Source organism: Terriglobus roseus, assembly GCF_900102185.1.
Classification (GTDB): Bacteria; Acidobacteriota; Terriglobia; order Terriglobales; family Acidobacteriaceae; genus Terriglobus; species Terriglobus roseus_A.
In genome coordinates this window covers 4,589,699-4,616,323 of the sequence record NZ_LT629690.1, presented here as the reverse complement: position 1 = coordinate 4,616,323, position 26,625 = coordinate 4,589,699, and the positions used below count along the sequence as shown (strand labels likewise).

Genomic DNA, 26,625 nt, shown 5'->3' with positions numbered 1-26,625 from the left:
CTTCGCTGCACTTGAGGTGCTGCAGCTTGTCTGTAGTTACTTCGTTTGTGTTGCACCACTTAGCAAAAGGCTAAGCAGCAAACTTATGAGAAGAGTGTTGAAACGCTCGTCTCCATGTGAATGCTCTCAATAGCTCGACCCAACAGGCCTGCTACAGAAAGAACCTTAATCTTGTCCACCTGCGCCGCCTCTTCTGAGAGCGGAATGGTGTTGGTCACAACCAGTTCTTTCAGGTTGCTGTTCTTAATGCGTTCCACTGCGGGGCCAGACAACACTGCGTGCGATGCGCAGGCATAGACGTCTGTTGCACCATTCGCCAGCAGCGCATCCACCGTCTTGGTGAGTGTTCCGGCGGTGTCCACAATGTCGTCCAGAATGATGCAGGTGCGGCCCTTCACATCGCCGATCACGTTCATCACTTCTGTCACGTTGATATCGGTACGGCGCTTGTCCACAATGGCCAAAGGCACGCCCAGCTTCGTTGCGAAGAAGCGCGCACGCTCCACACCACCCGCGTCCGGCGAAACAACGGTCAGGTTCGGCAGGTTCAGATCGCGGAAGTAGCCAACCAGAACCGGCGATGCGAACAGGTGATCCACCGGGATGTTGAAGAAGCCCTGGATCTGCGCAGCGTGAAGATCGACCAGCAATGCACGGTTCGCACCGGCAGTCTGCAACAGGTCAGCCACAAGCTTGGACGTAATGGCAACGCGCGGACGATCCTTACGATCCTGGCGAGCGTAACCGTAGTACGGAATCACTACCGTGATGCGGCCTGCCGATGCGCGCTTCAGCGCGTCGATCATGATCAGCAGTTCCAGGATGTGGCGCTCAACCGGAGCACAGGTCGGCTGCACCAGGAACACATCGGCGCCGCGCACATTCTCCAGCAGCTGGAAGTGGATTTCGCCATCCGAGAAGCTGATGAGCTTGGTCTGGCCCATGGGCACGCCCAGGAACTGGCAAACCTCTTCACAGAGTGCCTTGTTCGCGGAACCACAGAAAATCTTGAAGCGGCGATCGTCAGCCAGTCGGCTGGAACGCTTCTTGTCCGGAGCAGGCTGCTGCTTCGCGGCACCGCCTGCGGCAATCAATGTTGCGCGGTCGGTGATGGGTTCTGAAGTGGCGGGGGTAGCGGTTGCGGCGGTTGACATGGATTCGGGTGCGGTCACTGCGGTACGAGCCTCCAAGCCGTTTAGCGTTGGTTGGTTCTGCCGGATTGTCCTGCCTCTGCCCCCTCTCGTAGAACTCTGCCGCTGGGGGAGCATCGACGCTTGATGGCTGGGCGACTAGGATTCGAACCTAGACAAAGTGCGTCAAAGGCACTTGACCTACCATTAGTCGATCGCCCAAAAAGTCCGTCCCGCCGTTTGGCGTTGGGAACTCTGCCAGTTCCAGTGTACTAAAGACATTGGCCCGGCAGCCCCGGCGATTTGCCGCAATTCGCCGGAAGCTTCTGGCTTCAGACGAACATGGAACTCCAGTACGCTTCACGAGTAAGGGTGGTGGTCCGGAAAGACCGTCCTGCATACTCCGCGGTGCGTGCCTGTGCCGCTTCTGCGTCTGCTTCTGTCCGATACAGACCAAACAAGGACGAACCGGAGCCGGAAAGCGCCGCCATCACGGCAGACGATTCCCCGAGAGCCTCATCGCCCTTAAGAGCATGCAGAATGTCGCGCAGGAAGGGGTGTTGCTGGAAGACGACCTCTTCGAAGTCGTTCGCAATCCCGGTACGGACAAGCGCAGGAAGAGGATTCCCGGCCAGGCTCCCGGATCGTTGCAGATTCTCTGCATCGAGTGTTCCGAAAGCACCGGAGGCGCCGGTCTGACTGTCTGCTCCCGTACAGGCGAATGCGGACGCGTAGACGCGGCTCAACTCATCAAGTCTATCCTGCGCGGCTTCAGGGGTCAATCGAGAAACCTGCTCGTCCCAGGCCTTAAAGGCCAGCGGAGTGCTGGAACCCACCGTGGGCGCGAAGACCACGCAGTGCATCGCTGGGAGGTCAGGATAAGGCAGCACAATCTGTCCCCGGTTGTGTCCGTAAACTGTTCCACCTAAAAGGAATAGCGGCACATCAGAACCGATGCGCTCAGCCAGAGACATACGCTGCGGTCCGGTTAGCGCGGTGCCCAGTTCCCGCTCCAACCCCAACAGTGCCGCCGCCGCATTGGCCGATCCGGCCCCAAGTCCCCCCTGCACCGGCAGATTCTTGGTCAGTGACAGGTGGACTTCCGCAGTGATTTCCATCGCCGTCAGAGCCATCTCCACCGTGCGGAAGGCCGTGTTGCGAGCATCGGTGGGCACGCGCAAGTCAGTGCAATCCATGGTGATACGCGTCACCGCAGCGGTCTTCGCTGTGACCGTCACTTCATCATGCAGGCCGATGCTCTGATACAGCGTATGCAGTTCGTGGAAGCCGTCCGCTCGCGGTGGGCCGATCCTCAGGCCGAGGTTGATCTTTGCGTAGGAGCGAACAGTGGTGGACATTGCTTCTTGAGTGTACCGGCGAGGAACAACCGACTGTCGCGGCTCGAAAAATCTGCATCACAGCAAGTCGGGAGATTCTTACGATGAAAGCTTTTCCGTGGTTGATTGCTGGACTTGCCGTTGGCGCTGCCGCCGTGGTCATTGCTGTCCTGAACGAGCCAGAGACTGGCTACAGCGATCCGGACGTGGAGCATGCGGCAAACCGCATTGGCGCATGGGGCGCCAAGCAGCGCGTCACCGGCAGCGGTGGAAGCATCCTGGGCGCGGCGAAGCAGAAATTCGGTGAAGCTATTGGCGATTATGACTTGGCCGACGAAGGCGCGGGCGACCAGACCGTGGGCCACATCAAGGATGCCGCAGGTAAAGCCGCTGACGTGGTCAGCGATGCCATCAAGGACCTGAACCGACCGTAGGCGGTTTCAGCTTCCTGCAAGTTCGCGGCTGCGGAAGGTGGCGGTGATGGCGCGCAACGCCTCATCCCACCGCTGCGCCGCTTCTGCTTCATCCACGCCGACGCCCTTGGTGTACAGAGTGATGGCAAAGCCTTCTGCCACCGTCCCCTCGAGGTCCAGCACGGCAGGACGCATCGTCAGTTCTGCCGCTGCAAGTGAGTAAGGCAGCTCGGTGAGCATGCGATCCAGCCGGTGCAGCATCTGCTCCATGCGGTGACGCGAGGCAAAGATGGCACGCTCGCGCCACAGCAGATCGATATAAGAAGCAAGTCCCGAGGTGGCGACTTCTTCATCCAGCAGAAGTTCGTCGCGCATGGCTTCCAGCTCTTCCGCGTCCATCTCCCACACATCGCACTTCGCGGTAAACACTGGCGAGCGCGAGCCATTCAACGCACGCAGAGCCGCGAGCAAAGCGGGATAGTCTTCACCCTCGGGAATCTCATTCACGGCGTACGGGTCTTCGCGCAGGTCCACCCACTGCAGCAAGCCGTCCGGTGATGCCCACGGCACCACCAGCACTGGATCATCCGGGCCACATGCGGCGTTCCAATCGGTCAGCATAGCGGCACCTGCTCACGCGCCGAATCTGCAGCGCGCTCTTTCACGAAATTCAACAACAACCGCTCGGCATAGTAGCCGTCGTACTCCTGCGTGGGTTGTTCGAGGAAGGCACAGTGCCCACCGTTTTGTGGCTCCAACAATGTGATGTGCGGATTGTCATGCAGCTTCTGCCGCGTTTCGGCAGTGAGACGGATGAAGGGATCGTCGCACGCGTGCAGCACCAATGTGGGCACAGCAATGCGGTCCAGAACGCGCGCCGATGCAGCGCGGTAATAGTAGTCGCTGGCGCCAGTAAAACCGCATGCAGGGCCGGTGATGTATTCGTCGAAGTCGCGAATCGATTGCACACGCGCCGCAAGCTCCGGCTTGTAGATCGCAGGATATAAGCGACACTTCAGGCGATAGCGCTGCAACAGCGCCCGTATAAAGCGGTACTCATAGACACGGTTCTGCGGCTCATGCAGAGCATCGGCGCTCTCACCCAAATCCATCACAGGTGATACCGCAACGCATCCGATCAGTTGCTGTGGAGCTTGGTCTGCAAGCTCTCCCACCGCCTTCAACAACAGGTTGCCGCCCATGCTGTAGCCCGCTAAAACAACACGGCTGCATCCGCGCGCAATGAGCCACGTCAGCAGGGCCTTCACATCGCCAGACATACCGGAGTGATACAGCGTGGGCGAAAGCGCATCCGTGCCACCGCAGTTGCGCATGTTCATGCGGACGACGTTGCATCCTGCGGTAAAAAGGCGATTCGCATTGCCCACCACATATTGCGAATACGACGAACCCTCAAGACCATGCACCAGAACGACCGTGACACAGCTCTCAGGTTCCGCTTGCCAATGGCAATGGCAGAGAATGCGGCTGGGCAGACGCTGATCCAGCGTCACAGCTTGCGGCAGCGACTGCATCTCCTGCGGCAATGGCACAGGGATCAGTTCCGTTGTGGCCACGGGCAGGCGATCCGTGCGCGGCAGGAAGTTGCCAGCGATCGTCTGCAGGTGGCCGTTGCGGAGCCAGCGGCGCGGTTGAAATGGGCTCGTTGCGTTCAAAATGCGATCTTTTTATTGCACCACATTTGAGCAAAGAGCGTGAGAGCAGAACGCCTTAACTCGTGGCGGCGGTGATGGCGGCTTTGCCCAATGCGAAGATCAGCCACGTAATCAAGACCATCGCCACGCCGTTCTTCACCTTCACACGAGCCACGATGGCGCCGCCAATGCCCATAAGAATCAGTATCCAGAGCGAGAAGACATCTACCGAGCTAAGAAAAGTCTTCAGGAAGACGGAGGAGTCAGCGCCAAGATAGAAGCCCGGATTGGTTCCGATGGGATCGTTCAGGTTGAAGTTTTCCGTATCACCAAAGAGGAGTACCGCGGAAGTCAGCAGAGATCGGAAGATGCCCGGTAAATACGCAAAGATCATCACCGCAAACATGCCGGGATACGTGCCGGATCCGCCAAGGATGAAATTGCAACCCACCCACAGCAGAAGCGCACCGATGGCCGCCGTAATCAGGATGAAAACCGGCCATGCCCACAGCGAAACCTGCATGATGGAGGCCGTGATGGAAATCATCCTGGCGCGGTCTTCCGGCGAGGCGTTCTGCATCTTCTCAGCCTGCGCCGGATTGTTGCGGATAGAAGATTCTGCCAAACCACGCGGGCCAACCTTCGTGAGCGCCGTGGTTGTGAAGAGATATCCAACGAGGGCCATGACAACGAATGCGAGCCACCACGAGCGATTACGACGAAGATCGGCGAACGTCTTCGAAGGCGCGTAGAAGATGTTGGTAATGCGCTGGACTGCAGTGAGTGGCGGCTGGTTGTCGTATTGGTCGATGGGGCCCGGCGGCAGTGCTTCAGGATAAGCGGACATGAATCGTCTCCGGTATGCAGTGTGGAGGATTGTACCGCTCTATCTACGCGCGAGCGGAGCCTTAAGTTCCGCGGGGTATGGGGCGCCGCGAAGGCCACGATTCATGGGCTCAGAGAAATAAGTAGCGACCACCCATCCAAAAGCGGAACTAAGGAATAGCGTGACGAGACTCCACGCGAACATGCCGAAACCCAGGCCTTTACCGGTCAGCGTTCCAACATGCAGCGCCAGCAGAGCGATGCCGATGACGATAAATTCGTGCGTCAGGTAGACCTCGTAGCTGAGTTGGCCCAGCCATCGGATCGGCGCTGCCCACCGCGAACCCGCACGATTACGGCCCACCAGCCCAAGGATGACCATGCAGGTCCCCAACGTGAGCAGCGAGTCATCCAGATCTGTCACGCCGAGAAAGCGATGCCAATGGCCCAACGGAAACGGCGGCATTGCGATGAACATAACAACTGCACCACCCCATGCCAACACCAGCAACCGGCGCGGCGACGGCAGCGTGCCGCGCGTCTGCAGGCGCCTCAGCAGAAGGGCGGTAAGGCAGCCCATTGCAATGGAACCCATACCGCCGAGATAGGACTTCTCCGCCTCAAGTTCCGTCGCAGCCCAGATGGTGCGGCCCATGGGTGCGAGCACGACGAGTGCTGCCAACAAGAAACACAGTAACGCCGTGCCGCCACGGCGCACGTGCCGCACCATCACGCAGGCGATGGGAAAAAAGAGATAGAACATCTCCTCGATGGAAAGCGACCACAACACGTCCCAATTCGGTGGCAGGTAGCCGTGCTTTGCCTCAAACCAGTTCAGATGAAACGTCAGCGCGGCAGTGAGAGCGCGCAACAGCGTTCCACGCTTCGGCGAGATAGAAAAACCATCCACATGCAGCAGGTGAAGGACGCTCAGAACAACAAGGAGCGCCAGCAGCAGCGGCGCAATGCGAGCAAATCGGATGCGGTAAAAGATGCGCGGCTTCAGGTCCGAAATCGATCCGAAACGGCGTAGCGAAATATACGTGATCAGGAAACCGGAGACGGCGAAGAAGACGGTGACAGCATTGCCACCGTTTACGTACAGGAGGCGGAATAGCCACGCTGGCATCACCGATCTGAGGGCGTGCCCCGAGAACAACATGCGCAGGTAAAAGTGATGCAGCACCACCGCCGCGATGGAGATGCCGCGCAGAACGTCCACGCCGTCAAAGCGTTGCGTTGCGGGCGGCACCTCAACTTGCGGCAAGCTCTAACGCACTCCGGCGGCAAGCAACGCAGAGATATGACGACGGCGCTTGGACGGAGCCGGTGAAGCCTTTACCAGTTCCATCTTCCGTTGCGGCAATGCATCCGGTGCGGGTCCGTTCTTCTTCGGCGGCAAGCCCAGGTAGCGGCGATAGACGCTGATGTGGAAGCAGGCCTGCTGGAACTCTTCCTCCACATCGACCTTTCCGGAAGATTCCACCGGCGTAAGGTATGCGCGCATCCATGCGATTTCCGTCATGCTCATGCCGCGTTTGCCGAGGTCGATGGCCTGTCCGTAAAGATGTGGCGAAGCAACATCGCCGGTGGGCGGTGCGGCATTGCCGTTGATACGAACCAGGTGCTTCTGAAATTCGACCGTGCGCACCGCAGAGGTGATGACCAGCGGTGTGTGGAAGCGGGCATAGTGCGCACGCGAAAGATCATTCAGGAAACGAACCGTCCACGGACGCGCATAGCGCCGATTTGCGGGCATGGTGTCATTCACCATGATGGATTCGTTGTTCGGCAACGACACCAGTAGTTTGTAATGCCGCATCTGCTGAAGCTGATCGTCGTCTTCAATACGATCCAGACCATCGGCAACAGCCATCTGGTTCTGGTGCACCAGAATTTCGTGGCTGCCCTTCATGGCGGGCAGCATCTTGATGCGTCCGTTGGTGTCGTAAAGATCGACCTTGACGGCAGGAATAACGGCTGCGTCTGCCGCATCCTCATCGCTGGCGACAACAGCGCGACGCACAACCGGTGCAGCCTTGATGCTACGAGTGGTTTCCGCTGGAGCATCGTTGTCATCGTCAAACGTGGCGTCGGTCAACGCCTGAGCCGTCTGCGGGTCCAGGTCTGGCTTCTTTGCCGCTGCCTTCACCGCAACAACGGCGGGCGCTGCATCCTTGCGAATGGAGATCGGCTTGGGCAGGTTCACCTTCGGCACATCGGCGGATGCCGTCTCAGCAGCAATTACACGAACGCGCGAGGGCGACGCCGAATCCAGGCCGTCTGGCGTCTTTGCCAGCACTTCCGCGTCGGGCTTAGTGTCTGGATGCTTCTCAAGGTGGCGATCCAGCTTCGCAGCGGGAAGCGACGCCTGCACCGGCAACGAACCGGGCTGATCGTCCGCAGCCTGTGCCAACAAATCACCATGAACGAATGGCGCAGCAACACGAGCTGTGGGTGCGGTGCGCGGAATCTGCGTGGCGGCCTCGGCAGCATCATCGTCATCGGTGGTGCGCGCCATGTTCTGCGCCTGCGCCGTGCGGATGGCCTGCCGCTGCTGTTCCAGAGCTCGGTCAAAGTCTTCGACCGTGGCCTTGTGAGCTGTGGTTGCGAGATCGGGTGCGACAACAGCCTTCACCGGCTTTGCCTTCGCAACGGTTGACTTCGCAGGAGCAACGTCTGCCGTTTCATCAGAGGATCCAGCGGAGCGCGACTTGTACCAAGCATGCACACGATCCTGCGTGGCGCGATCGGCGCTTGCCTCTTCCACCGGCGCGGTCGCCTTACGAACAGGAGCCTCAGGAGCGGGGGCAGACTTTGTCTGCGATGCTGCATGAGCGCCACGCACTTCAGCGCGCGCAGCCTCAATGGCCTCGCGTCCGGTGCGCTTCTTTACAGCAACCTCAGGCTTGGCGGCTTCCGGCTTCGCAGCAACTTCCTGTTTCGCAACTCGGCCCTTCACAGGCTTACGCGAAGCAGCTTCTGCACGGTCTAGTTCCGTATTGCGATGGGCTTTCGCAGACTTGGCAGTTGTTGCATGGGCAGGCGCAGTCTTTACCTGCTTTGCAGCAGGATGAACGGCGGTGTGGCGGGTGGCAGCATAACTCAGGGTGGGCAGAAGCGTTGCCGCAAGGGCAAGCGCCACCGTGCGCACCGAAAGAGAGCGGGAGACGGTTCCGTTGGGGGTCGCGGGCATGCCGTTGGCTGGCCGCGGAGAATCAAACATCAGAGCCCTTTCAGACTAGGCGCGCCCTCCGATTCCCGTAAGTGACTGGCGTGAGTCGTTACCAGTTTGTTACGTGGCGAGGAAATAACGAGTCCTTTCTGAAAGGTGCATGCGCCGGACCGTTGAGGCCCGGATGTTTCTGTGAGGAGCCTAACGCCGTTAATCCAACAAGCCACCCGACTCCTGCTGTAGTGAATCCAGAAAGCTTCGCAACGCAGCGATGCGTGGCGCGGCAAGCTCCTTCGCCTTTTCCAGCCGGATCTGCGGTGGCACTGTTGCAAGCGCTTTTTCCAGCGATCGCGTTGCGTCAGCGAAGGTAATGAAGCGCGTGTCCTGCGCGATCTTTGCCGTTGTCCGCATCACTGCCACGGCACCCAGTTGCTCCAGCAGGTCGGCATCACGAAGGATCGTTCCCTCAATCGTAGTGGGCTCTCCGTGAGCCTCATGCGTGCGGATGCACTCGACCGCAGCAGCGATTTTTTCCTCTGGGAAACCGCACTCGCGCAGGACCGCGCCTGCATGGGCAACGGTATAGGCCGTGGAGTTCCACCGCTTCAATGCCTCCGGCTCCGATGGCCTATGTCCAAGGAACACTCCAAGATCATGCACCCACGTCGCGCCAAAAAGGACGTCATCATCCACCGGCTCAGTGAAACTAGCGGCAATCTGCCGAGTCAGCGCATAGAGCCGCGCCTGGTGCGAGAACTTTTCCGGGGGCAGGGCTTCTATGCGGATGCGACGTACGATCGCGCCTCGCCAGCCCTCTTGCGTCTCAAAGGTTTCCATCGCTGCAGACTACATGTTTTTCCGGTGGACTTGTGCCACGGGAAGGGACACCATGAGGCGGGGAGGAGTTTTGATATGGCTGAAACAGATGTTGTCGCAACAGAACGTTCTCATGGTGTCTCCATCGCCATCAGCGTGCTGATGATTGTGATCGGATTGCTGGCCCTGGCAATGCCTCTACTGGCAGGCGTGGCGGTGACAGCCATCTTTGGATGGGGTCTGATCCTGATGGGCTTCCTCCATCTGGTGCTCGGATGGCAGGTACGCGGTTTGGGTGCGCACATCTGGGAGTTCTTTGTCGCCCTCGTCTATCTCTTCTGCGGCATTTACACACTCATGCATCCGCTGGCCGGACTGGTGGGATTGACCGCCATCCTCGGCGCATACCTTCTCATCAAGGGCATTGCGGAGCTTGTGGGCGGCCTTGCTGCGCGACGCATTCCCGGCTCCGGATGGTTGCTGCTCGACGGTGTCATCTCGCTGGTGCTGGCTGGCATCATCTGGGCACATGTTCTTGCAGCCGCCACGTGGGTGATCGGCACGTTGCTGGGATTCTCGATTCTGTTCACCGGCTTCTCACGCCTGCTGTTACTGCTGAGCGTGAAGCGTTCCTACAGAACTGCAACGGTGTAACAAGCCTCAGTGGCCTAGCTGTTTCCGTATCGATGCGGCGACCTGTTCTGCCTGCAGGTCGCTGCCTGCCGTATTCCAGTGAACGTCGTCGGCGTGCATGTCTGTGTGCGGCTGCATCAACGTATGTTGATCGTCCATGGAGACCTTCAGCCGCTGCATGACTTGTGCCGCATCGCGATTGCGCTGGTCAATGCGAGCGTTCGTTGCGCCTGTATCCGAGTCTTTGCGAACAGGCGTGGTGTTCGTCCATACGAGATGCGACTGCGGCTGTAGCTTCTTCAACGTGCCGACCACGCCCGGCAGCGAAGCCGCATACTCCGCCTCAGTGAATCGCCATCCGTGCATGCCGTTATTGAAATGAACCACCGCGAACGGCACAGCAGCAAGTGCCATGTAGTCCTTTAATTGCCCTGCATAACGAGGATCAGCGCTGCATGCGGACGTGGCAAAGAGATACACATTCGCAACACCGTCCAGCGCCTTCGCAGTTGCAGGATAGTAGGCGCGTGTAATGGAATCGCCCAGCAGCAGAACGTTTGGCAAAGCAGGATTGGGCGATTCGGGCCGATCGGCCCATGTCCATTCAATCTTTTCTGTGCGCAGATCAGGCGAATGTTTTGCCTGCGCGTTCAGAGCGACAGGAAAGATAAGACACAGAGCAAGAAGATGCGGCGTCAGCTTCATGCGGATGATGTTCACATTCCTGCAGCGCCACTGGCAACTGCGTCGCCCCGTCAATTCGTGGCAGCGATCGCAGACACAATCCTGTCCATAGCCTTCATGTCGTCGCTGGTACGTGGCGTATGCGCATTCACTATCACAGAGAAGATGAGAGTCTGCCCGCTGGCGCAATCAATGTAGCCCGAGAGCGCACGCGCCTCGCTCAACGTTCCCGTCTTCGCAAAAACATGATCCTTCATGGGCGCACCGGGAAAACGCGCACGTAATGTTCCATCTTCGCCACCGACAGGCAGCGTCGCCTTCCACGTGGCAAACCACGGCTGCGTGGCGGCGTATTGAAGCAACGACGTGATGGCGCGCGGCGTGACCAGATCATGCCCACTCAGGCCTGATCCATCGAAGAAGATAAAGTCTTCCGGGTCTACACCCGCGCGCTGCGTCACAAACGTCCTCACCACGCGCGCACCGCTGAGTGTGGAACCATTGCCGAACGCAGCACCCAGTTGATGCAGGAATATCTCCGCATGCAGGTTCTGGGAAATCTTGTTGGTCAGCATCATGTCTGTCGCTACGGTCTGCGAAGTCAGCGACGCTAACGTGGCGTGAATCGTCGGGTCGGCTCCGGAAGGCGCCAGGCCTGTTGGTCGATGTGCCAGTTCACCTGCAGCAGGCAGTGTTACTGGCTTACGCGCCTCCACTGTAAAACTGCCTTCATTCTGCGGCAACCGATGTTTGCTGACCGGCTTGCCATCTACCTTAATGCCACGTTGCTCCAACAACATCTTGAACGCAGTCGCTGCATAATCCGCGGGATCATTGATTGCCAACTCTTCGTTGTCCGGCTCGCTATCAATCGCAATCGTTCCGTAGATGCGGACACTGCGCGAATCCGGCATGCGCTCAATAGCCAGGTGTGATCCACTCTTCGCCTCACCGGTCTTGGCATCCACCGTATCAATGGAATACCAGGGCATCGCAGGCGAAAGCTCATACGTGACCGGATCGCCAACCTTAGCACCCGGCTTCAACTTGATGTTGATCAGGTTGTCATTGATGGTCAGCGCAGAGACCGGCGCGCCATAACCCCAGACTGCATCATCAATGCTCCAATCCTCGGGATACGGCTCGTAAGGAAACAGCGTGTCATCGCCAACAATGTTTCCCGCAATATGCTTGAGCCCTGTCGCCGCAACCTTATCCGCAAGCTGCGCAAGATATCGCAACGGATCAACCGGTGGCGCATTCGGATCGAGCTTCGGCCTCTGTGCCGGTGAGAGATATGGCAACGTGGTGCCGGAGAGATTCGGATCGCCGTCGCCCACAAGCTCTAAATCGCCATCCAGGCTGCCCTCGTGGATCGGCTTGAGAGGGCTCGCAATCACGCGTGTTTCAAAGGTGGTGTCTGCGCCAAGCAACGCCATTGCCGTGGCAGTAGTAAACAGCTTCGCATTCGATGCCGGCTGAAACAGTTGCACATCGTTCATGGTGAACACCGGCGTTCCGTCCAGCTTTGTCACTCGCACGCCCCAGTGCGCCCGCACCACATTGGGCTCGCTGGTAATGCGCTGCACGCGTTCCGCCAGCGGAAGACCGTCATACGTGGGCAATGCCTGCGTCTGCGCACAGGCTGACGCAATCGACACAGACAGCAATAGGGCAGGCACAAAGCGCAAGCTCATGCGGCTGAGTGTACAGCTTTATGGCCAGTTTCGGAGTCAAGCACGCATGCATTTCCTACAATGAAACTATGCAGATCGCGCCGCGTGGCCAATACGAATGGAAACTGCGCACGCGTACGTTGCCTCTGGGCAAGCGCACGCTGGTCATGGGCATCCTCAACGTCACGCCTGATTCCTTCTCAGATGGCGGCGAATATGTGTCCCTAAGCTCTGCCCTGCAACACGCGCTTTACATGCTGGACCATGGCGCGGACATCATTGACGTCGGTGGCGAATCCACTCGTCCAGGCACTGCAGCAGGGACACCCGATGCTGTCAGCGCAAGCGAAGAGCAGTCACGCATCCTGCCGCTGATTCGCAACCTGATGCATGCGCGGCCTGAAACCATCATCTCTGTGGACACCTATCGCGCATCCACTGCGCGGCAGGCGATAGAAGCTGGCGCGGAAATTGTGAATGACGTGAGCGGCATGCTGTGGGATCGAGAGATGGCCGCCACCTGCGCGGAGTTACGCTGCGGTGTCATCGCTATGCACACGCGTGGACTCCCATCTGAATGGGCGAAGCAAGCTCCACTGGAGCCGCGCGAGATCGTCCCGATGGTGCTGGCAGAGTTGCGAGAAACGGCATTGCGCCTGATGCTTGCGGGATGTGAGCGATCCAGCATTGTTCTTGATCCCGGATTCGGCTTCGGCAAGGTCGGGAATGAAAACTGGACCCTGTTGCACGAGATGGATCGACTTCAGGAGCTTGGCTTCCCTTTACTAGCAGGCCTTTCACGCAAAGGCTTCCTTGGCGAAGTGTTGCGAAAGATCGATGATGAAGTACCCGCGCCGCATCTGCGCGACAAAGCCACTGCTGCGGCAAATGTGATTGCCGCACTTGCTGGGGCGCACATCGTCCGCGTTCACGATATTCGACGCACGCGTGAAGCCATGGCCGTTACAGACGCAGTGCGCGAAGCGGCATTCTGAGACGCGCTCAGCGGCTACTGTTCTTACTCAGCCGACGATAGTAGTCCGCAACAGAATCGTTGTATCCCGCAGGAATTGTTTGCGGCGTTCCTGTGTGAGCGGTGGTGTCCCCACTGCGTTGAAGCTCAAGCTCCAGCCGATCCACCGTGCGCAACACCTCGCTATGCATCTGTTCCACCATCGAGGGGTTGCCCGGGAATCGCTTCGGATCCAGATTCTGCATCTGTCGCGTCAACTCAGCAAGGTCCTTCTGCGCCTGCGGATCATCCTTTACCGCGCCGCGCAACGCTTGCAACTGTCGCAACGATTGCTGAAAGTTCCGTTCCGTATCGGCGGGATTGTCAGAAGTATCCTTCGCACCAAATACCGTTCCCCCCGCCGCATATGTGTTGTTGCCGGTATTGGCGCCACCAAATACTGTCCCGCGCCCGCCACCGCCGCCGTTCACGCGATCGCCTAAATCGCCCATCTGGCCACCGCGATCATCCGTAGAACCATCGCGTCCATTGCCGCGTGTCAGAGCTCCGCCATTGCGATTCCCTGCCATCTGCCCATTGCCATTCTGGCCGCCACCACCATTTTGCGCAGACTGCGTACCACCGCCTTGCCGAGAGCCTCCCGATTGCTGGCCACCGCGCCCCTGTTGCGATCCATTGCCCTGTTGCTGACCCTGGCCTTGTTGTTGTCCCTGCCCCTGCTGCTGCCCTTGGCCTTGCTGGCCGTTGCGATTCTGCAGACCGTTCCCTTGCGGGCCACTGCCGCCGCGATTCAAACCGTTGCCCTGCCGTGAAGCCTGCATCGCCTGCAGTTCCGAACGGAGACGCGCCACCTGCCCTAATGCCGCAGTCTGATCGGGCTTACCGGTATCTTGTGGACGCTGCCCGTTGCCACTGCCCACTGCACCGGATGCAGCGTGCAGTTGTTGCGATAGCTTCGACAAGCCATCCGCAATGCCCTTTTCCGTGCCGTTGCTGTTCGGATTGACGCCACTGCGCAACCAGTCCGCACTGCGCTGCATGCGGTTGTCGAGATCACTGTTGTCCATCTCGGACAATGCATCGCGCACCTTCTTCGCAGCGTCCGGCTGGTTCCCGGCCATGCCCGACGCTGCCTCGCGCATGTTCTTCTGCAACTTCGACAAGCTATCCGACAACCCCTGTCGATCGCCTGCAAGCTGGTTCCGCTGGCGCATGAGATTCTGATAATCCTGCGTGTTGAAGTCGCGATTCTGGGTCTGCTTGGTGAAGTCATCGATGCGCTGAGCCTGCGTCTTTTCTTCCTGCTGAATGCGATCTGCCTCTCGCGAAAGCTGGCCCATGCGATTGCCCGCAAGATACTGTTGCGCACCGCCCATCAGACTCGTCGCTTCACGCAGACGTTCAGCCGCCTGTCGCTGCGCCTCAGCGCTCTGGCCATTTGCGCCCGGAGTTCCTGCGCGCTTCATGGCATCGCTCGCAGAGCGAACACGATTCAAAGCCTGCTCAATGCGCTGATCCGTGTTCCCCTGCGATCCGCTGCTTCCACCGCGAGCCTGCTGTTGACCACTGCTACCGGAAGAGGAAGAACCCTGACCACTCTGCTGGCCACCCTGTTGTCCGTTCTGTGAGGACGATTGTCCGCTCTGCGAAGAAGATTGCCCCTGTTGTCCGCTCTGTTGCGAACCCTGCTGGCCATTCTGATTGTTCTGCGCAAGCTGCTCCATCTGCCTCTGCAACTGTTCCGCCTCACGCCGCAGCATCTCCTGCTGCCAACGCTCTTGAAATGCTTGCTGCGGATTCTTCTGTTGCTGCGCTAACTCTTCCTGTCGCTTCGCCAATGCATCCAGCTTGGCCAACGCATCTTCGACTTGCTTCTGGTGTTCCTCCTGCGGAGAGGAGGTGCGCGCCGTCTCATACTGGTTCTTCTCTGTGTCTAACTCCAGATCGAACAACGAAGCCAGATCGCGCCCAGTGCTGTTCCCTCCACCACCGCCACCGCCGCCTTGCTGGCCAAACGCTACCTGAATCTGCCGGAACGTCGCCTCTGCACGCAGCAACGCCTGTAGCGCCTTCTGCTCTGACGTCAACGCTTCCTGCCACTTCGTCACCGAGAGCTTCTCGCTCGCAGGCAGCATATTCTTTGCTGCTTCCTGCATTGCTTTATCAAAAGTGGTGAACTCTTCATTCGCTTCGGAAAGATCGCGACTATTCACGCGCACGCTCAGTGCGTTCACTTGATCTCGCAGCTTGAGTTGCGCCCCGGAAAGAAAATCTCCTTGGGCCTTCGCAGTCTTGTCGGTCGCGGTCTTGTCGTTGATCTGCTTCCACGTCTGCTCAATCAACTCTTTCTGGCGTCGCGAAATATCAGTCTGATTGCCGCCCTGCTGTCCACCTCCACCACCGCCTCCGCCGCCACCTTGTTGCGATTGCGAAAACTCACGCTCAAACGGATCAGCCTGGATAAACGAAATGTCTGTCCGCGACTCCGCATGACCATCACGTGCCGTTGCATACAGACTGACGAGATCGCCCGGCTGCAACTTGAAATCCTCCAGCCGCAGCGTGTACTTCCCATCGGCATCACGCGCGCCCGGCTTATTCAACATGGCAATGTCTTTATCGGGGCCGCCATTCACGCTGTAATGCAGATGCATGTCACGAAGCCCGAACTGCGCGCCGCCCTTCACGCCAACCGTGACTTCCTCAATCGGACTCGCACGATAGTCACGCCCCGGCTTCTCAATCGCAATCTGAGGCGGCTCAGCTTTATCGGTGGCGATAAAGTAGTCCTCGCTCAACCGCACCGACTTGCCATCAGCAGAACCTGCGACGTGATACGCACCATCCTTCGCCATTGCAATCGTTCCCTTGTAACGATTGCCTTCGACTGGCTCCAGGTGAATCGTGCGCCCATCATCAAGAGAAAGATTGCCATCCTTCAATGGCCGGTCCATCTCAATCTGCAACTCTGCCTGCGTGCCCTCAATCGCACGCAGGTCGCCGGCGTGCTCCTGTGTCTCTGTCTTCAGTCCCGTCCACGCAGGGTAGTGATACGTCACCTTTACGGACTTCACTGCAGCAAGATCGGCCACACGCACCGTGTGATGTTCCGAGGAAAGCGGCCCCGCGGTGACGTAATACTCCACATCTTCAGGCAAACCAGTAAACGTGAATTGATAACTCGCGTTGCCCGTGGCAGACGGGATCGCCTGCATCGCCACCGGCTCCCATCCATTACTGCTATGAAAGCGCGCGAACAACTCCACACGCTCTGGATGCAGATTCGTTACCTGTGCCGTGATGAGTTGATCGCTATTGCGCCGGACCGTAACATCGCCGGGCTGCACCGCAATGGCATACAGCGGTTGCGCAGCTTTGCGTTCGCCACGCCACAACAGCGATGCGCCATAGCCCACGTAACCCGGAGCAGCAAAGATCATCCATAGCAAAACGGCAACACACGCTACGCCAGCCCCTGCAAATATCGCTAAGGTAGGCGCGCTCACAACCGTCCGTGGCGATACATGCTCTGTTCGTGTCAGCGTATCCGCTGCCAACAACTCAACAAACGGATTTGCCTCTTCCTCACGTTGATGAAACGTGGTCAACCGATCTTCAAGCTCAGGATGCGAAGCCTCTAAATTTGCAATCGCTCGTGACGCTGTCATCCGCCACAGTGGCCACGCAATGCCCGCAAATGCAACCAGAACAAGCGCAGCAAGTAATACGACGCGCGCCTGGATTGTGCCAGCATGAGGGAACGCATAGTGATTCAGCAACAACACCAGTGCCAGCGTGATCACCAATGCAGTCGCAAAGAAGATTGCCACGCCACGCACGCCTGCAAACAACTGCAACCGTTGCCGGATGCGTGCAATATAACCGCGGAGTTCGCCTTGATAACTCATGCATCCTCCCGCTGCGTGGCCATGTAGCTGCCGGAGAGTGCCGTCTCCGCAATCGCTACGAGGAGTGCCAGCAGCATAACCCACCACCACATGCTCACGCGCTGAAATTTCGCATCGCCAGTCGCTTCAACAGTTTGGCTCTGCGCCTCACCGTTGTTACTTCCTGCCCACAACTGCTGCAGATCCTGCGGCATCGGCTCCAGATCACTCTCCAGCCGATTCGCATTCACGCCAATCACCGCATCACGGCCACTGGCAAAATGCACACTGTAAAACCCGGTACGCTCCAACCGGAACGTCTGCGCTGTACGTGCTTCCTCCAGCGACAGGGCACGTTTCGCATCGGGATCAATCACCTCAACATTCGCGGTCGACGCATTGCCTGCTCGGAGAGCCACAAAGCTATCTACCATGCGTGAACCGGCCAGTCGCTCAGCCCCTGCAAGATAACGGGCACTCCGATCGACAAACGCCACAAATACTGGATGCAGCGGCAGATCGTTCGTCAGGTTATCTAACCCAGTGGTGAGCAACAGCACATGTCCTTCACCCATCGGGCGGTCCAGCAACAATGGCGTTCCATCATTCAATCGCGCCAGCACGTGAGCATTCGTTGCGTCCACCTGTGCCGCGTAAAAGACCTTCGCTTCGGCCCATCCACCGTTATCACGTCCCGGCTGCGCATCTTGCAGAGAGGGATGAGTAAAGTCCACCTGCCCCACCGTGGCAGGAGCATTCGAGCTATAGCTATGGGTGTCCTTGACATCGCTCCCCCACAGCGGAATTCTCGCGTGATGACCCGCGGCGGTGCCTAACGCTATCAGCACGTTGCCGCCCTTCTGCACGTAATCCTGCAGATTGTGTTCAAAGATGGAAGGCAACGACACGGCATCCGACAACACAACAAACGCAAATCGTGAAGGATCCAGATCATTTGCCGCTGCCGCACTCGTTGTCTGCAGTGTGAAGGAAGCGCGAGCCGCAGCAGCTAATGCCGAACCGTAATACACCTCCGAACGCGCATCACCGATGCCGTGTAGAAACAGCACCTTCTCAGGGTCGGAACGACGAATTGCAAAGTAACTCACATCATCCGCCGCAAACGCATCTCCACCATCAATGCGCGCCTCGCAACGGTTGAATCCGTATGCCACATCCAGCGGTGCAAATTCCACGGTGGCGCTACCATTCTCCGGCACATCCATCTGTTTGGTCGCAACGATGTGTCCGTTCACCAGCAGTGAGACACTCTTCTTCGCCGCACGTGTATGAAATCCGGTCACCGTCACGCGCGCACGCGATTGCTTCGGATCTTTTACATCTGCAATCTCCGCAGGCGCATCCACGCTGGCGACTGTCCAGTTCTCTGTGGGACTTCCCTTCGCCACTTGGTGCAGTATCAACGCCACATCCGGCGGCATCACCATATCTGCAAAGCTCGCAGGCATCGCGGACTTCTGCGCGTCGCTAAACAGATGTAGATCTGCAGGCTGTCTGCTTCCCTCGCGCAACGAACGCAGCGTACGCGCCAGTTCGCCATAACTCGCATGTCCGTCACCAGGCTGGATACTCTCCAGTGCGGATCGCAACTGAGCGCCATCGTCCGTTGCCTGCGTCAGCACCTGCACCTGCCCACCCAGCGCAATGATCTGTGCCCGCTGCGACGCAGGCCGCTTCGCCAGCATCTCTGACGCTTCTCGCTTTGCATCTACAAAGCGAGTTCCCGCATGCATGCTGTACGAGTTGTCCAGCACAATCATCATCAGCCGTCCCGCAGGATCAGTCGCCGGCCGCTTCACAAATGGATTCGCAAACGCCAGTACCACCAACAAAACCAACGCCGCTCGCAGCGCAAACAACAACAGATACTTCAGCCGCCGATGCTTCGTGGAACTCTGTGTCCCGCGTTCAAAGAACATCAACGAACCGACAGGCCGTGGCACGGTGACATGACGCCGCAGCAGGTGTACAAACACCGGCACACCCAGCGCGAGTAATCCACCCAAAAACCACGGCGCAAGAAATCCCACGGTTTAATGCATCTCCTTTCTGCAATGTCTGTTCGTTGTCATGCATTCCCTCGCTGTCGCAACGTCAAATACTCACGCAACGCATGATCCAACGGCTGATCCGTCAACAACAGCCGATAATCCAGTCCCGCCGCACGCGCCTTGGAGCGCAACGCTTCAATATGCGCCTGCATCTTCTGCCGATACGTTGTCTTCGCATACTCCGGAATCACTTCAATGCGCTGATCGGTCTCAAGATCCACAAGCACTGAGGCGGACTTCAATTCCATCCGCACCTCTTGCGGATCCAGCACATGAAACAACACCACTTCATTGCCGTGGAAGCGTAATGGCTCAATTGTTTTCACAATCAGTTCCGGCTCTTCATAAAAATCCGAAACCACCACCGCGATCCCACGCCGATGTAGTAACTGTTGAAAGTGATGCAGAGGCTTGCCAAAGTCCGTTCGCGCACGCGGCTCTGCATGTTCCAGGCCGCCCATCAATCGCACCATCTGCCCTGAGCGTGCGGAAGGCCGCACGTACTCGCGTACCTCGTCATCGAAAACAATCAGACCTGCGGCGTCGCGCTGCCGCTTGATCGCCATGTAAAACAACGACGCTGCGAGATAGCGGGCATAATCCATCTTTGACACATCCGTACTCGCAAGCTGCATGCTGTTGCTCGCATCGAGAAGCACCGTTAACTGCGAATTCGTTTCCCCGCGATATCGCTTGATGTACGTGCGATCCGTTCGTCCAAAAAGATTCCAGTCCACATGCCGCAGATCATCGCCCGGCGCATACGCGCGATATTCCGCGAACTCCTGCGAAAAGCCGAAGTCAGGCGACCGGTGCAACCCAGCCACAAAGCCGTCCACCACCGTCTTCGCTAACAGATCCAGCGAAGAGATAGCCGATAACACCGCGGGTTGTAGGAATCGTTGCAAACTCTACTCCTTCGGCCTTGGCACGGTGGCAATCAATCGCGTCAAAATATTGTCCGCATCCATACGTTCCGATTCCGCATGAAAGTTCAGCAGGATGCGGTGTCGCAGTACGGGAATCGTCACCGCCGTAATATCCTCTTGCGACACGTGATACCGCTTGCGCGACAATGCACGCGCCTTCGCGGCCAGCACAATAAACTGCGCCGCACGAATACTTCCGCCGTAGCTCACATACTTCTTCACAAACTCGGGCGCGTTGTCGCTCTTATGCCGCGTGGCACGGACGAGATCCACCACATAGCGCGCAAGAGTCTCTGAGATGGGAACCTCACGCACCAGCTTCTGAAAATCAAGCAACTCCTCGGCAGTGGTCACTGCGCTGATCTTCGGTATGCGCGTCGCAGTGGTAAGGTCTACTACTTTCAATTCATCTTCAGGACTCAGATAATCCAAAACCGCATTGAAGAGGAAGCGATCCAACTGTGCCTCGGGCAGTGGATACGTTCCTTCCAGTTCAATTGGGTTCTGCGTGGCAAGTACAAAGAAGGGAGAAGGCAGTTTGTAGATATGCCCACGCACCGTGCAGGAACGCTCTTGCATTGCTTCCAGCAGCGCAGCCTGCGTCTTCGGCGGTGTGCGATTGATTTCATCGGCGAGAATCACATTGCCAAAGATTGGCCCCTGCACAAACGTCCACCGACGATGCCCCGTCGATGCATCCTCTTCAATAATGTCCGTGCCTGTGATGTCTGACGGCATCAAGTCAGGCGTGAATTGAATGCGTCGAAACTCCAGCCCAAGTGCCTCCGCCACGGTGCGCACCATCAATGTCTTCGCAGTGCCGGGCATGCCTGTCAGCAGACAATGGCCGCCAACAAACAATGCAATGAGCACCTGCTCAATCACATCGTCCTGCCCGACGATGACCTGGCGAACCTGCTGAACAATACCCTCGCGCACGGCATGAAATCGTTCAATGCGCTGCTGAAGTTGTGCTGCATCCGGTGGAAGATCGGTGAAGGCCATCTGGTCTCGCGTTCCTTTCACTTCGTTTGTTGCAATTCAAGTAAGAGCTTCTGCGCAGGACGAAAATCCGGCGCTGCTTCAAGCGCCAGCAACACAGTCTCCTGCGCCTTATCGCGTTGCCCCCCTGCCATGTACGCAGATGCCAAGTCATACTGCGCGCCCGCCATATCGAGGGGACGTGTTGCGACGGCTGCGGCATATTCACGCACCGCACCGTCATACTGCTTCGCCGCAAGCAACAGCGATCCAAGATGCTTGTGCAACTCCGTATCGCGCACCGGATAGATATAGAGGATGCGCGTCAAGGTTGCGATGGCAGCAGGCGAATCACCTGCTTTCTCCTGGAATGCTGCGAGCCGCTTCAACAACTCCGGTTGCTGTCCACCTGCATGGATATAAGCATTCAAAGCCTTCGCTTCTTCCGCGGCATTTCCCTTTACATGCTGCGCATCTGCAAGCAATTCATACGCATTCGCATCGCCGGTATATTCGGGGTACAGCGCAATCGCCGCGGGCGCATTTGCGATTACATCGTCATACTGCTTGGCTTCGGAAGAAGCGACAATCGCTTTCAACTTCGCGCGCCATGCATCAAAGCCCTGCGCTTCTTTGCCATATTGCTTATCGATCGAAGCGAGAAACTGCTTGTCAAACTCTTCCGTCGAAAGGTGCAGCACCGACTGCAGCGCCTGCTTCGTGTCCTGCCCGGCGGCGTACGCGTGCACTATGTCTAATAGCTTCGCCTCACCTGCTGTATTGCCGATGTAATCGCAAATGGCGCCCGCCTGGAAATAGCTCACCAGTACCTGTCCCGGATATTCCTGGTGCACAAATCCACGATCCAGCTTGTCCACCGGCATCAACTTCTTATCGCGAATCGCCAGCAGAATATCCGGCGTCACGCGGTCTCTCCACTCCGCCGAACGCTGCCCTTCCTCATGAACTGCGAGGCCCTCGGTGAACCATCTCGGCACGCGTTGATTCGTCGCAGTGATGATGTAGGCGTGACTCATCTCATGCCACAATGTTGCGCCCCAGTTAAACTCTCCCGGCTTGCGTCCCGATGGCGAATCCATCGCAATCACCTGCCCAAACGTCACACCCAGCGCACCCAACCCCGGCATGCCCATGGTGCGCACCGCAAAGTCCTCGTGATTGGGATACATCTCCACCTGCACCCGACCATGCAGCTCCATCGCGTACTTTTTTGAATACGTCGCCAGAATGCTGTGCAGCTCAGCTTGGATGTACGGTGCGAGAAGATCACTCTCCTTGGGATCGAGGATCAACACTGTGCTCGCATCCTTCACCGTCTTGAACTTGGCCAGCGAATCCAGCAGCCGCAAACTATTCACTGTCTCGGGGTCCCGATAGCTGTTGTTATAGGCAAGCTCCAGTTCCTTCTGCGGTTCCTCTGCACGGCCTAGCCGCATCTCCTCCACACCCAAAGCCGAGTGCGCAGCCCATAACTCCGGCTGCTTCTCCGTTGCTTTGCGGTAATACGCGGCGGCATCATTAAAGCGGTAATGCAGTTCGAGATGATGTGCCATCTGCATATACGCGGCACCATCATGCGGATTCACCGCTGCAATCTTCGCAAGCCACGCATCTGCAGGACGATCTGCGATCAGCTCCAACGCAGCATGCGTTGCCATGGCGCTTGTCGCTTCCGCATCCAGTACCAATGCAGCATCTGCTTCCTTCTCGGCCAGCTCTCGATTGTCGTTATCCAAAGCGATCTTCGCTGCAAGCTCATGCGCGGCAGACAACTTCGGATCATGCTCGAGCGCCTTTGCAATCGAAGCATTCGGATTACCGCTGTAATCTTCAGCCTCCACAGTCGCAAGACCCAAATACGCCTGCGCACTATTCGGGTCTTTCTGCAGTGCTTCGCGAAACAGATCTGCGGCCTCCGCATTGTTGAATCGCTCATGCAGCAACATGCCCCACCGGACTTTGTACATTGCGGGACTGCTCGCGCTTGCGGCGGCATCACGGAAATTTTCGTTCGCGCTCTGCCAGTCCTCGAGCCCCCACGCGCCCTCCGCACGGTCATACGCGCTGCTGCTTTCCGTTAATTGCGTAAAGCAGGCACGTGAAGACTGGCCATGATGCACCAACTTCCAACAATCCGCAGGTGTCACGGCGTGCGCAGCAGAAGCGAACAAGACGAATGCAAGCAAGGGTTTCATTTATCCAATTCCCCCTGCACTCGCGCTAGTTCCAACAACGCCGCGGTCAATTGCTGCTTGTACTCCGCGGGATCCATCGCGGCCTTGTTGTACTTCAGCACATCAATCTTCTGTTCCAGCTCTTCCTTTTTCGCAAGGAGTGACTGCTTCGCCGGATCGCTCGCAGCCTTCTGCGCGGCGCCATAACGCAGCAGTGTAAAGCTGGCCATCAATTGGCCTTGGCCATTCCCGGCATCGCGTACCGCTTCGCCATGGCCGGTGTCGTTGAACACGGCATGCTCCGTCGCCAACCGCTTCTGCGACTCATAAAACGCTGCGGTCTTGCGCGACGCATAGGTATAAGCCTCTGCTGCTGTCAGCGATTCATTCTTATCCACATCCGCAGAACTATCCTGCAACGATTCGACAAAATACCGCGCGAAGACCGTCGCATTTTTCTCTGTGCCAGATTTCGTCGCCGCGATCACAACACGGCCACTGCGCTCCAATGCAGCTACTGCGCCACCGCTTGAACTCGTGGTGTCCACCACCAACTGTCGCTTCGATGGAATGCGATCGCACATCGCAGCGATCTCCGCAGCCGTCAGATCTGGACCCACAAGGTTGAACTTGTATTCCGTTCCATCGAACGATCCATGCCCAATGAGCACCAGTACAAAGTCATCAGTTGCCGTTGCTTGCTGGGCTACATTCGACAACACTGCGCGCAGCTGGGCTGCAGTGGCCTGCGCTCCAGTCAAAGTAACAACGTGCGCACCTGTTATTCCGCGGAACACCTTATCTAAATCTTTTGCATTCGCCGTGAAGCGCTGCTCGTAATCCGGCTCACCGCCCAGCCCTGCAACGGTCACGTAATACGTTGCAGCCGCAGCATGCAGCGTGAAGAGGAAACTCAAAAACAAGAAGAGGAGTCGCCTCATACGACACCCCACTTCCGACGCATCAACCATTCGGCCAGCGGCAATGCCAACAACAGCACAAACACAATCGGCATATTCCAAAGCTCTTTGATGGAGCGAACGGAGATGCCGGCCTCGGAGTATGAAATATCCTGCGGTAGATTCTTCAGATCATTCCCTGCCCACGCACTACCGCCCGTATCGCGGGCAAGCTGTTCCAGCAGCTTCGGATTTGCTTCGGTGTGAAACGCCTCTGCAACGCCGTCTTCACGCTGAAACGTTGCGGTATCGCGCCCTAGCTCATCCTTGTCAGAGGTTGCCGTTACCTCCGTGAGATATGGGCCAGTCTTCTCCGCCGTGTAACTCGCTGTATACAAGCCCGGCGTCTCCTGCGAAGCCTTCATCTCCAAGGCTGCGTCAACGCCAGCAGGCCCAGTCACGTGGGCCATCACGTGGGCATCACGTGCGGGTTGAAACTGCTTGTCATGCACCGTAGCCGTGATATCGATACGCCCTGTGTCTGACAACGTGCGAGCCGATGTGTTCACGCTCACAGCACCCGGTGTATCCGCCACTAACCAACGCAGTAACTGCTGAAAGAAAAGATTGTGCGATAGATCACCCAGCGCCTCGCTCATCTGCCATCGCCACGTACCACCGCTAGCCAGAATTGCGGTGCGTCCATTGCCATAGTTCTGCGTAATGAGAAACGGCATACGCTTGCCGCCACTGTTCATCTCCGCAAGCACTGTCGCTCCAGGCTTTGCGCTGCCCGGATCTTCAAAATCTGCAAGATACGTGAGCTTTCGCCAACGCTCCGCATTCTTCTGTGGGTCTTCCAAGAGCCGTGTCGTCGGTGATGCAACACCCGCGTCCGTTAGGTTCACCAGCGCCGCATTGCGTTTGAAATGATTCGTTCCGGAGGGTAGAAACGTAGGCATCAACTCATTCAGACTTGACGCCGTCCAACCACCATCACTCAGCGCTTGCCTACCGCCGAGAAACAAAACGCCGCCACCGCGTCGATCCACATACTCACGAATCAACTCCTGCTGCGCAGGTGTGAAGTAATCTGCAGCAACGGAACCGATGATGATGCCGCTATATGCAAACAGGTCTTCGGCCTTGGTTGGAAATCCCTCGGCAAGTTCATCCGGGCCATTGATGCCCTGCCGATAAATCTTGTTCTCGCTGGTGCGTAGCATCGAGACAATCTGCACAGAAGGATCATCTTCTTCCGCACGTCGCAGAAAACGGAATTGCCATCGTGGCTCGCCTTCCACATACAAGATGCGGCGCTTCGCATCGCGCACCAGCACAGGCCGAGTCAATGCATTGTTCTTCGCGTTACTCTCATCCGCGAATGGTTCCACGGAAAACACAAGCGTCCGCGCTCCCGCATCGCCCGCAGAGAAGAACAGCGGCTCTGTTTGCATCACGCCATCGCGCTGCAGCGTGATGCTCCTTGCCGCAAGCGTTCGATCGCCATCACGAATCGTCAACGTAGCCTGTCGATTCGCATAACCATGCTGCATGAACGTCAACGAAGCAGCCGTGCGCGCGTTCACCACAGTATTCGGCGCAACGCTGACATCTTCCATCTCAAGATCGTGCAGCGGCTTGTCTGAGCCAAATGCAACGGTATGCACCGGCAATCTGCGATTCCGCAAAGCCTGCATCGCAGCAAGCGAGATGCCGCTGCCACCAAGTCCCGCAGCGTTCTCGCTGCCATCCGTTAGCAAAACAACAGCACCCACTGGCAAATCTGCCGTCTCCGTGGCAAGCTGCTGCAATCCATCGCCCAGGTGCGTTGCGCTTCCGGCGGCAGCCATGCCATTCAGCGAATCAACCTTTGTTAACTTGCTATCTAGCGTGTACAGCCGCGTGTGAAAACGTTTGTTCAAGCCATCCAGCAGACCGCCGCGCAACGCGTTCAGCGCAACATCAATGCGTGGCTTTCCATCCGCGTCCGCTGTGGCCATAGAACGCGAGTCATCCACCACCACCGCGATGATGTTCTGCTGTGAACTCAATTCCGCAACCGACAACGCGGGCTGCCACAGCAACAGAAGAATCAAGGCCACCAGAGCTGACTGCAGCGCCCACACGCTCCACGCACGCCGATGTGTCATTGCCGGAGTTTCGTTGCGATACGGCTTGATCTGCCGCAGACGATAACGAATCAATACGCCAAGACCAACTACTGCCAACACCACGAGCAACGGCAGCAGCCACACAGGCCACCGCGACAGGAACACAAGATGTCCCTTCGCAAACACCGTACTCGGATACTTGAAGAGCAGCGGAAACATGTTTGGGAGAGC

Annotated in this window: 20 protein-coding genes and 1 tRNA gene; 3 read left to right on the top strand and 18 right to left on the bottom strand. The window is 57.8% G+C overall.

Annotation, left to right across the window (positions count from 1 at the left end):
* Positions 1 to 83: 83 nt before the first annotated feature.
* From BLT38_RS19270 to BLT38_RS19260, 3 genes are all read right to left on the bottom strand, one after another.
* Positions 84 to 1,154, bottom strand: a complete 1,071-nt coding sequence (locus BLT38_RS19270) for a ribose-phosphate diphosphokinase (RefSeq protein ID WP_083347211.1) — start codon at positions 1,152 to 1,154, stop codon at positions 84 to 86.
* Between the two features lie 124 nt (positions 1,155 to 1,278).
* Positions 1,279 to 1,352 (bottom strand) — tRNA-Gln (locus tag BLT38_RS19265).
* 110 nt (positions 1,353 to 1,462) lie between these two features.
* Positions 1,463 to 2,488: a 4-(cytidine 5'-diphospho)-2-C-methyl-D-erythritol kinase gene (locus tag BLT38_RS19260; RefSeq protein WP_083346637.1), complete on the bottom strand. Its 1,026-nt coding sequence runs from the start codon at positions 2,486 to 2,488 to the stop codon at positions 1,463 to 1,465.
* A gap of 83 nt (positions 2,489 to 2,571) precedes the next feature.
* Between BLT38_RS19260 and BLT38_RS19255 the strand changes: the two genes are divergently transcribed.
* Positions 2,572 to 2,901 carry a CsbD family protein gene (locus tag BLT38_RS19255; RefSeq protein WP_083346636.1) on the top strand — a complete coding sequence of 110 codons (330 nt, stop codon included), beginning with the start codon at positions 2,572 to 2,574 and terminating at the stop codon, positions 2,899 to 2,901.
* A 6-nt stretch (positions 2,902 to 2,907) separates the two neighbouring features.
* On the opposite strand, the gene BLT38_RS19250 is transcribed toward BLT38_RS19255, so the two are convergent.
* The 6 genes from BLT38_RS19250 to BLT38_RS19225 all read right to left on the bottom strand — a co-directional run bounded on the left by BLT38_RS19250 (position 2,908) and on the right by BLT38_RS19225 (position 9,372).
* Positions 2,908 to 3,501 (bottom strand): hypothetical protein, encoded by a 594-nt coding sequence (locus tag BLT38_RS19250; RefSeq protein ID WP_083346635.1) that lies wholly within the window; start codon positions 3,499 to 3,501, stop codon positions 2,908 to 2,910.
* Positions 3,495 to 4,556: a YheT family hydrolase gene (locus BLT38_RS19245; protein ID WP_083346634.1), complete on the bottom strand. Its 1,062-nt coding sequence runs from the start codon at positions 4,554 to 4,556 to the stop codon at positions 3,495 to 3,497. Before BLT38_RS19245 ends, BLT38_RS19250 begins: the two co-directional genes overlap by 7 nt.
* Before the next feature lie 55 nt (positions 4,557 to 4,611).
* The gene (locus BLT38_RS19240) at positions 4,612 to 5,382 is read right to left on the bottom strand and encodes a YIP1 family protein (protein ID WP_083346633.1); all 771 of its coding nucleotides are present in this window, start codon (positions 5,380 to 5,382) and stop codon (positions 4,612 to 4,614) included.
* 39 nt (positions 5,383 to 5,421) lie between these two features.
* Complete coding sequence (locus tag BLT38_RS19235; RefSeq protein WP_172838359.1) at positions 5,422 to 6,627, bottom strand: acyltransferase family protein; 1,206 nt, start codon at positions 6,625 to 6,627, stop codon at positions 5,422 to 5,424.
* A gap of 3 nt (positions 6,628 to 6,630) precedes the next feature.
* Positions 6,631 to 8,586, bottom strand: a complete 1,956-nt coding sequence (locus BLT38_RS19230; RefSeq protein WP_083346632.1) for a DUF5715 family protein — start codon at positions 8,584 to 8,586, stop codon at positions 6,631 to 6,633.
* A 159-nt stretch (positions 8,587 to 8,745) separates the two neighbouring features.
* Positions 8,746 to 9,372, bottom strand: a complete 627-nt coding sequence (locus BLT38_RS19225; RefSeq protein WP_083346631.1) for an HD domain-containing protein — start codon at positions 9,370 to 9,372, stop codon at positions 8,746 to 8,748.
* A gap of 75 nt (positions 9,373 to 9,447) precedes the next feature.
* Between BLT38_RS19225 and BLT38_RS19220 the strand changes: the two genes are divergently transcribed.
* The gene (locus BLT38_RS19220) at positions 9,448 to 10,005 is read left to right on the top strand and encodes an HdeD family acid-resistance protein (RefSeq protein ID WP_083346630.1); all 558 of its coding nucleotides are present in this window, start codon (positions 9,448 to 9,450) and stop codon (positions 10,003 to 10,005) included.
* A gap of 6 nt (positions 10,006 to 10,011) precedes the next feature.
* Here BLT38_RS19220 and BLT38_RS19215 read toward each other — a convergent pair whose 3' ends face one another.
* Both BLT38_RS19215 and dacB read right to left on the bottom strand, forming a co-directional pair.
* Positions 10,012 to 10,704, bottom strand: a complete 693-nt coding sequence (locus BLT38_RS19215) for an SGNH/GDSL hydrolase family protein (RefSeq protein WP_083346629.1) — start codon at positions 10,702 to 10,704, stop codon at positions 10,012 to 10,014.
* 35 nt (positions 10,705 to 10,739) lie between these two features.
* The gene (dacB, locus tag BLT38_RS19210; RefSeq protein WP_083346628.1) at positions 10,740 to 12,365 is read right to left on the bottom strand and encodes a D-alanyl-D-alanine carboxypeptidase/D-alanyl-D-alanine-endopeptidase; all 1,626 of its coding nucleotides are present in this window, start codon (positions 12,363 to 12,365) and stop codon (positions 10,740 to 10,742) included.
* A gap of 68 nt (positions 12,366 to 12,433) precedes the next feature.
* On the opposite strand from dacB, the gene folP reads away from it, so the two are divergent.
* Positions 12,434 to 13,339 (top strand): dihydropteroate synthase, encoded by a 906-nt coding sequence (gene folP / locus BLT38_RS19205; RefSeq protein WP_083347209.1) that lies wholly within the window; start codon positions 12,434 to 12,436, stop codon positions 13,337 to 13,339.
* 7 nt (positions 13,340 to 13,346) lie between these two features.
* On the opposite strand, the gene BLT38_RS19200 is transcribed toward folP, so the two are convergent.
* From BLT38_RS19200 to BLT38_RS19170, 7 genes are read right to left on the bottom strand one after another with little or no spacing between them, the layout of a single operon-like run.
* A complete protein-coding gene (locus tag BLT38_RS19200; RefSeq protein WP_083346627.1) occupies positions 13,347 to 17,225 on the bottom strand; it encodes a hypothetical protein in 3,879 nt (1,292 codons plus the stop codon).
* Complete coding sequence (locus tag BLT38_RS19195; RefSeq protein ID WP_083346626.1) at positions 17,222 to 19,255, bottom strand: vWA domain-containing protein; 2,034 nt, start codon at positions 19,253 to 19,255, stop codon at positions 17,222 to 17,224. Before BLT38_RS19195 ends, BLT38_RS19200 begins: the two co-directional genes overlap by 4 nt.
* 38 nt (positions 19,256 to 19,293) lie before the next feature.
* Positions 19,294 to 20,184 (bottom strand): DUF58 domain-containing protein, encoded by an 891-nt coding sequence (locus BLT38_RS19190; RefSeq protein ID WP_083346625.1) that lies wholly within the window; start codon positions 20,182 to 20,184, stop codon positions 19,294 to 19,296.
* A 3-nt stretch (positions 20,185 to 20,187) separates the two neighbouring features.
* Positions 20,188 to 21,210: an AAA family ATPase gene (locus BLT38_RS19185; RefSeq protein WP_083346624.1), complete on the bottom strand. Its 1,023-nt coding sequence runs from the start codon at positions 21,208 to 21,210 to the stop codon at positions 20,188 to 20,190.
* A 17-nt stretch (positions 21,211 to 21,227) separates the two neighbouring features.
* Positions 21,228 to 23,402, bottom strand: a complete 2,175-nt coding sequence (locus BLT38_RS19180; protein ID WP_083346623.1) for a peptidase MA family metallohydrolase — start codon at positions 23,400 to 23,402, stop codon at positions 21,228 to 21,230.
* A complete protein-coding gene (locus tag BLT38_RS19175; protein WP_083346622.1) occupies positions 23,399 to 24,322 on the bottom strand; it encodes a hypothetical protein in 924 nt (307 codons plus the stop codon). Before BLT38_RS19175 ends, BLT38_RS19180 begins: the two co-directional genes overlap by 4 nt.
* Positions 24,319 to 26,613 (bottom strand): glutamine amidotransferase, encoded by a 2,295-nt coding sequence (locus tag BLT38_RS19170; RefSeq protein ID WP_083346621.1) that lies wholly within the window; start codon positions 26,611 to 26,613, stop codon positions 24,319 to 24,321. The genes BLT38_RS19175 and BLT38_RS19170 overlap by 4 nt, the downstream gene beginning before the upstream one ends.
* Between the last annotated feature and the right edge of the window lie 12 nt (positions 26,614 to 26,625).

Coding starts and splice junctions, on each gene's coding strand:
- BLT38_RS19270 (WP_083347211.1), bottom strand. CDS start 1,154: ATGTCAACCGCCGCAACCGCTACCCCCGCCACTTCAGAACCCATCACC.
- BLT38_RS19260 (WP_083346637.1), bottom strand. CDS start 2,488: ATGTCCACCACTGTTCGCTCCTACGCAAAGATCAACCTCGGCCTGAGG.
- BLT38_RS19255 (WP_083346636.1), top strand. CDS start 2,572: ATGAAAGCTTTTCCGTGGTTGATTGCTGGACTTGCCGTTGGCGCTGCC.
- BLT38_RS19250 (WP_083346635.1), bottom strand. CDS start 3,501: ATGCTGACCGATTGGAACGCCGCATGTGGCCCGGATGATCCAGTGCTG.
- BLT38_RS19240 (WP_083346633.1), bottom strand. CDS start 5,382: ATGTCCGCTTATCCTGAAGCACTGCCGCCGGGCCCCATCGACCAATAC.
- BLT38_RS19230 (WP_083346632.1), bottom strand. CDS start 8,586: ATGTTTGATTCTCCGCGGCCAGCCAACGGCATGCCCGCGACCCCCAAC.
- BLT38_RS19225 (WP_083346631.1), bottom strand. CDS start 9,372: ATGGAAACCTTTGAGACGCAAGAGGGCTGGCGAGGCGCGATCGTACGT.
- BLT38_RS19220 (WP_083346630.1), top strand. CDS start 9,448: ATGGCTGAAACAGATGTTGTCGCAACAGAACGTTCTCATGGTGTCTCC.
- dacB (WP_083346628.1), bottom strand. CDS start 12,365: ATGAGCTTGCGCTTTGTGCCTGCCCTATTGCTGTCTGTGTCGATTGCG.
- folP (WP_083347209.1), top strand. CDS start 12,434: ATGCAGATCGCGCCGCGTGGCCAATACGAATGGAAACTGCGCACGCGT.
- BLT38_RS19200 (WP_083346627.1), bottom strand. CDS start 17,225: ATGAGTTATCAAGGCGAACTCCGCGGTTATATTGCACGCATCCGGCAA.
- BLT38_RS19185 (WP_083346624.1), bottom strand. CDS start 21,210: ATGGCCTTCACCGATCTTCCACCGGATGCAGCACAACTTCAGCAGCGC.
- BLT38_RS19180 (WP_083346623.1), bottom strand. CDS start 23,402: ATGAAACCCTTGCTTGCATTCGTCTTGTTCGCTTCTGCTGCGCACGCC.
- BLT38_RS19175 (WP_083346622.1), bottom strand. CDS start 24,322: ATGAGGCGACTCCTCTTCTTGTTTTTGAGTTTCCTCTTCACGCTGCAT.
- BLT38_RS19170 (WP_083346621.1), bottom strand. CDS start 26,613: ATGTTTCCGCTGCTCTTCAAGTATCCGAGTACGGTGTTTGCGAAGGGA.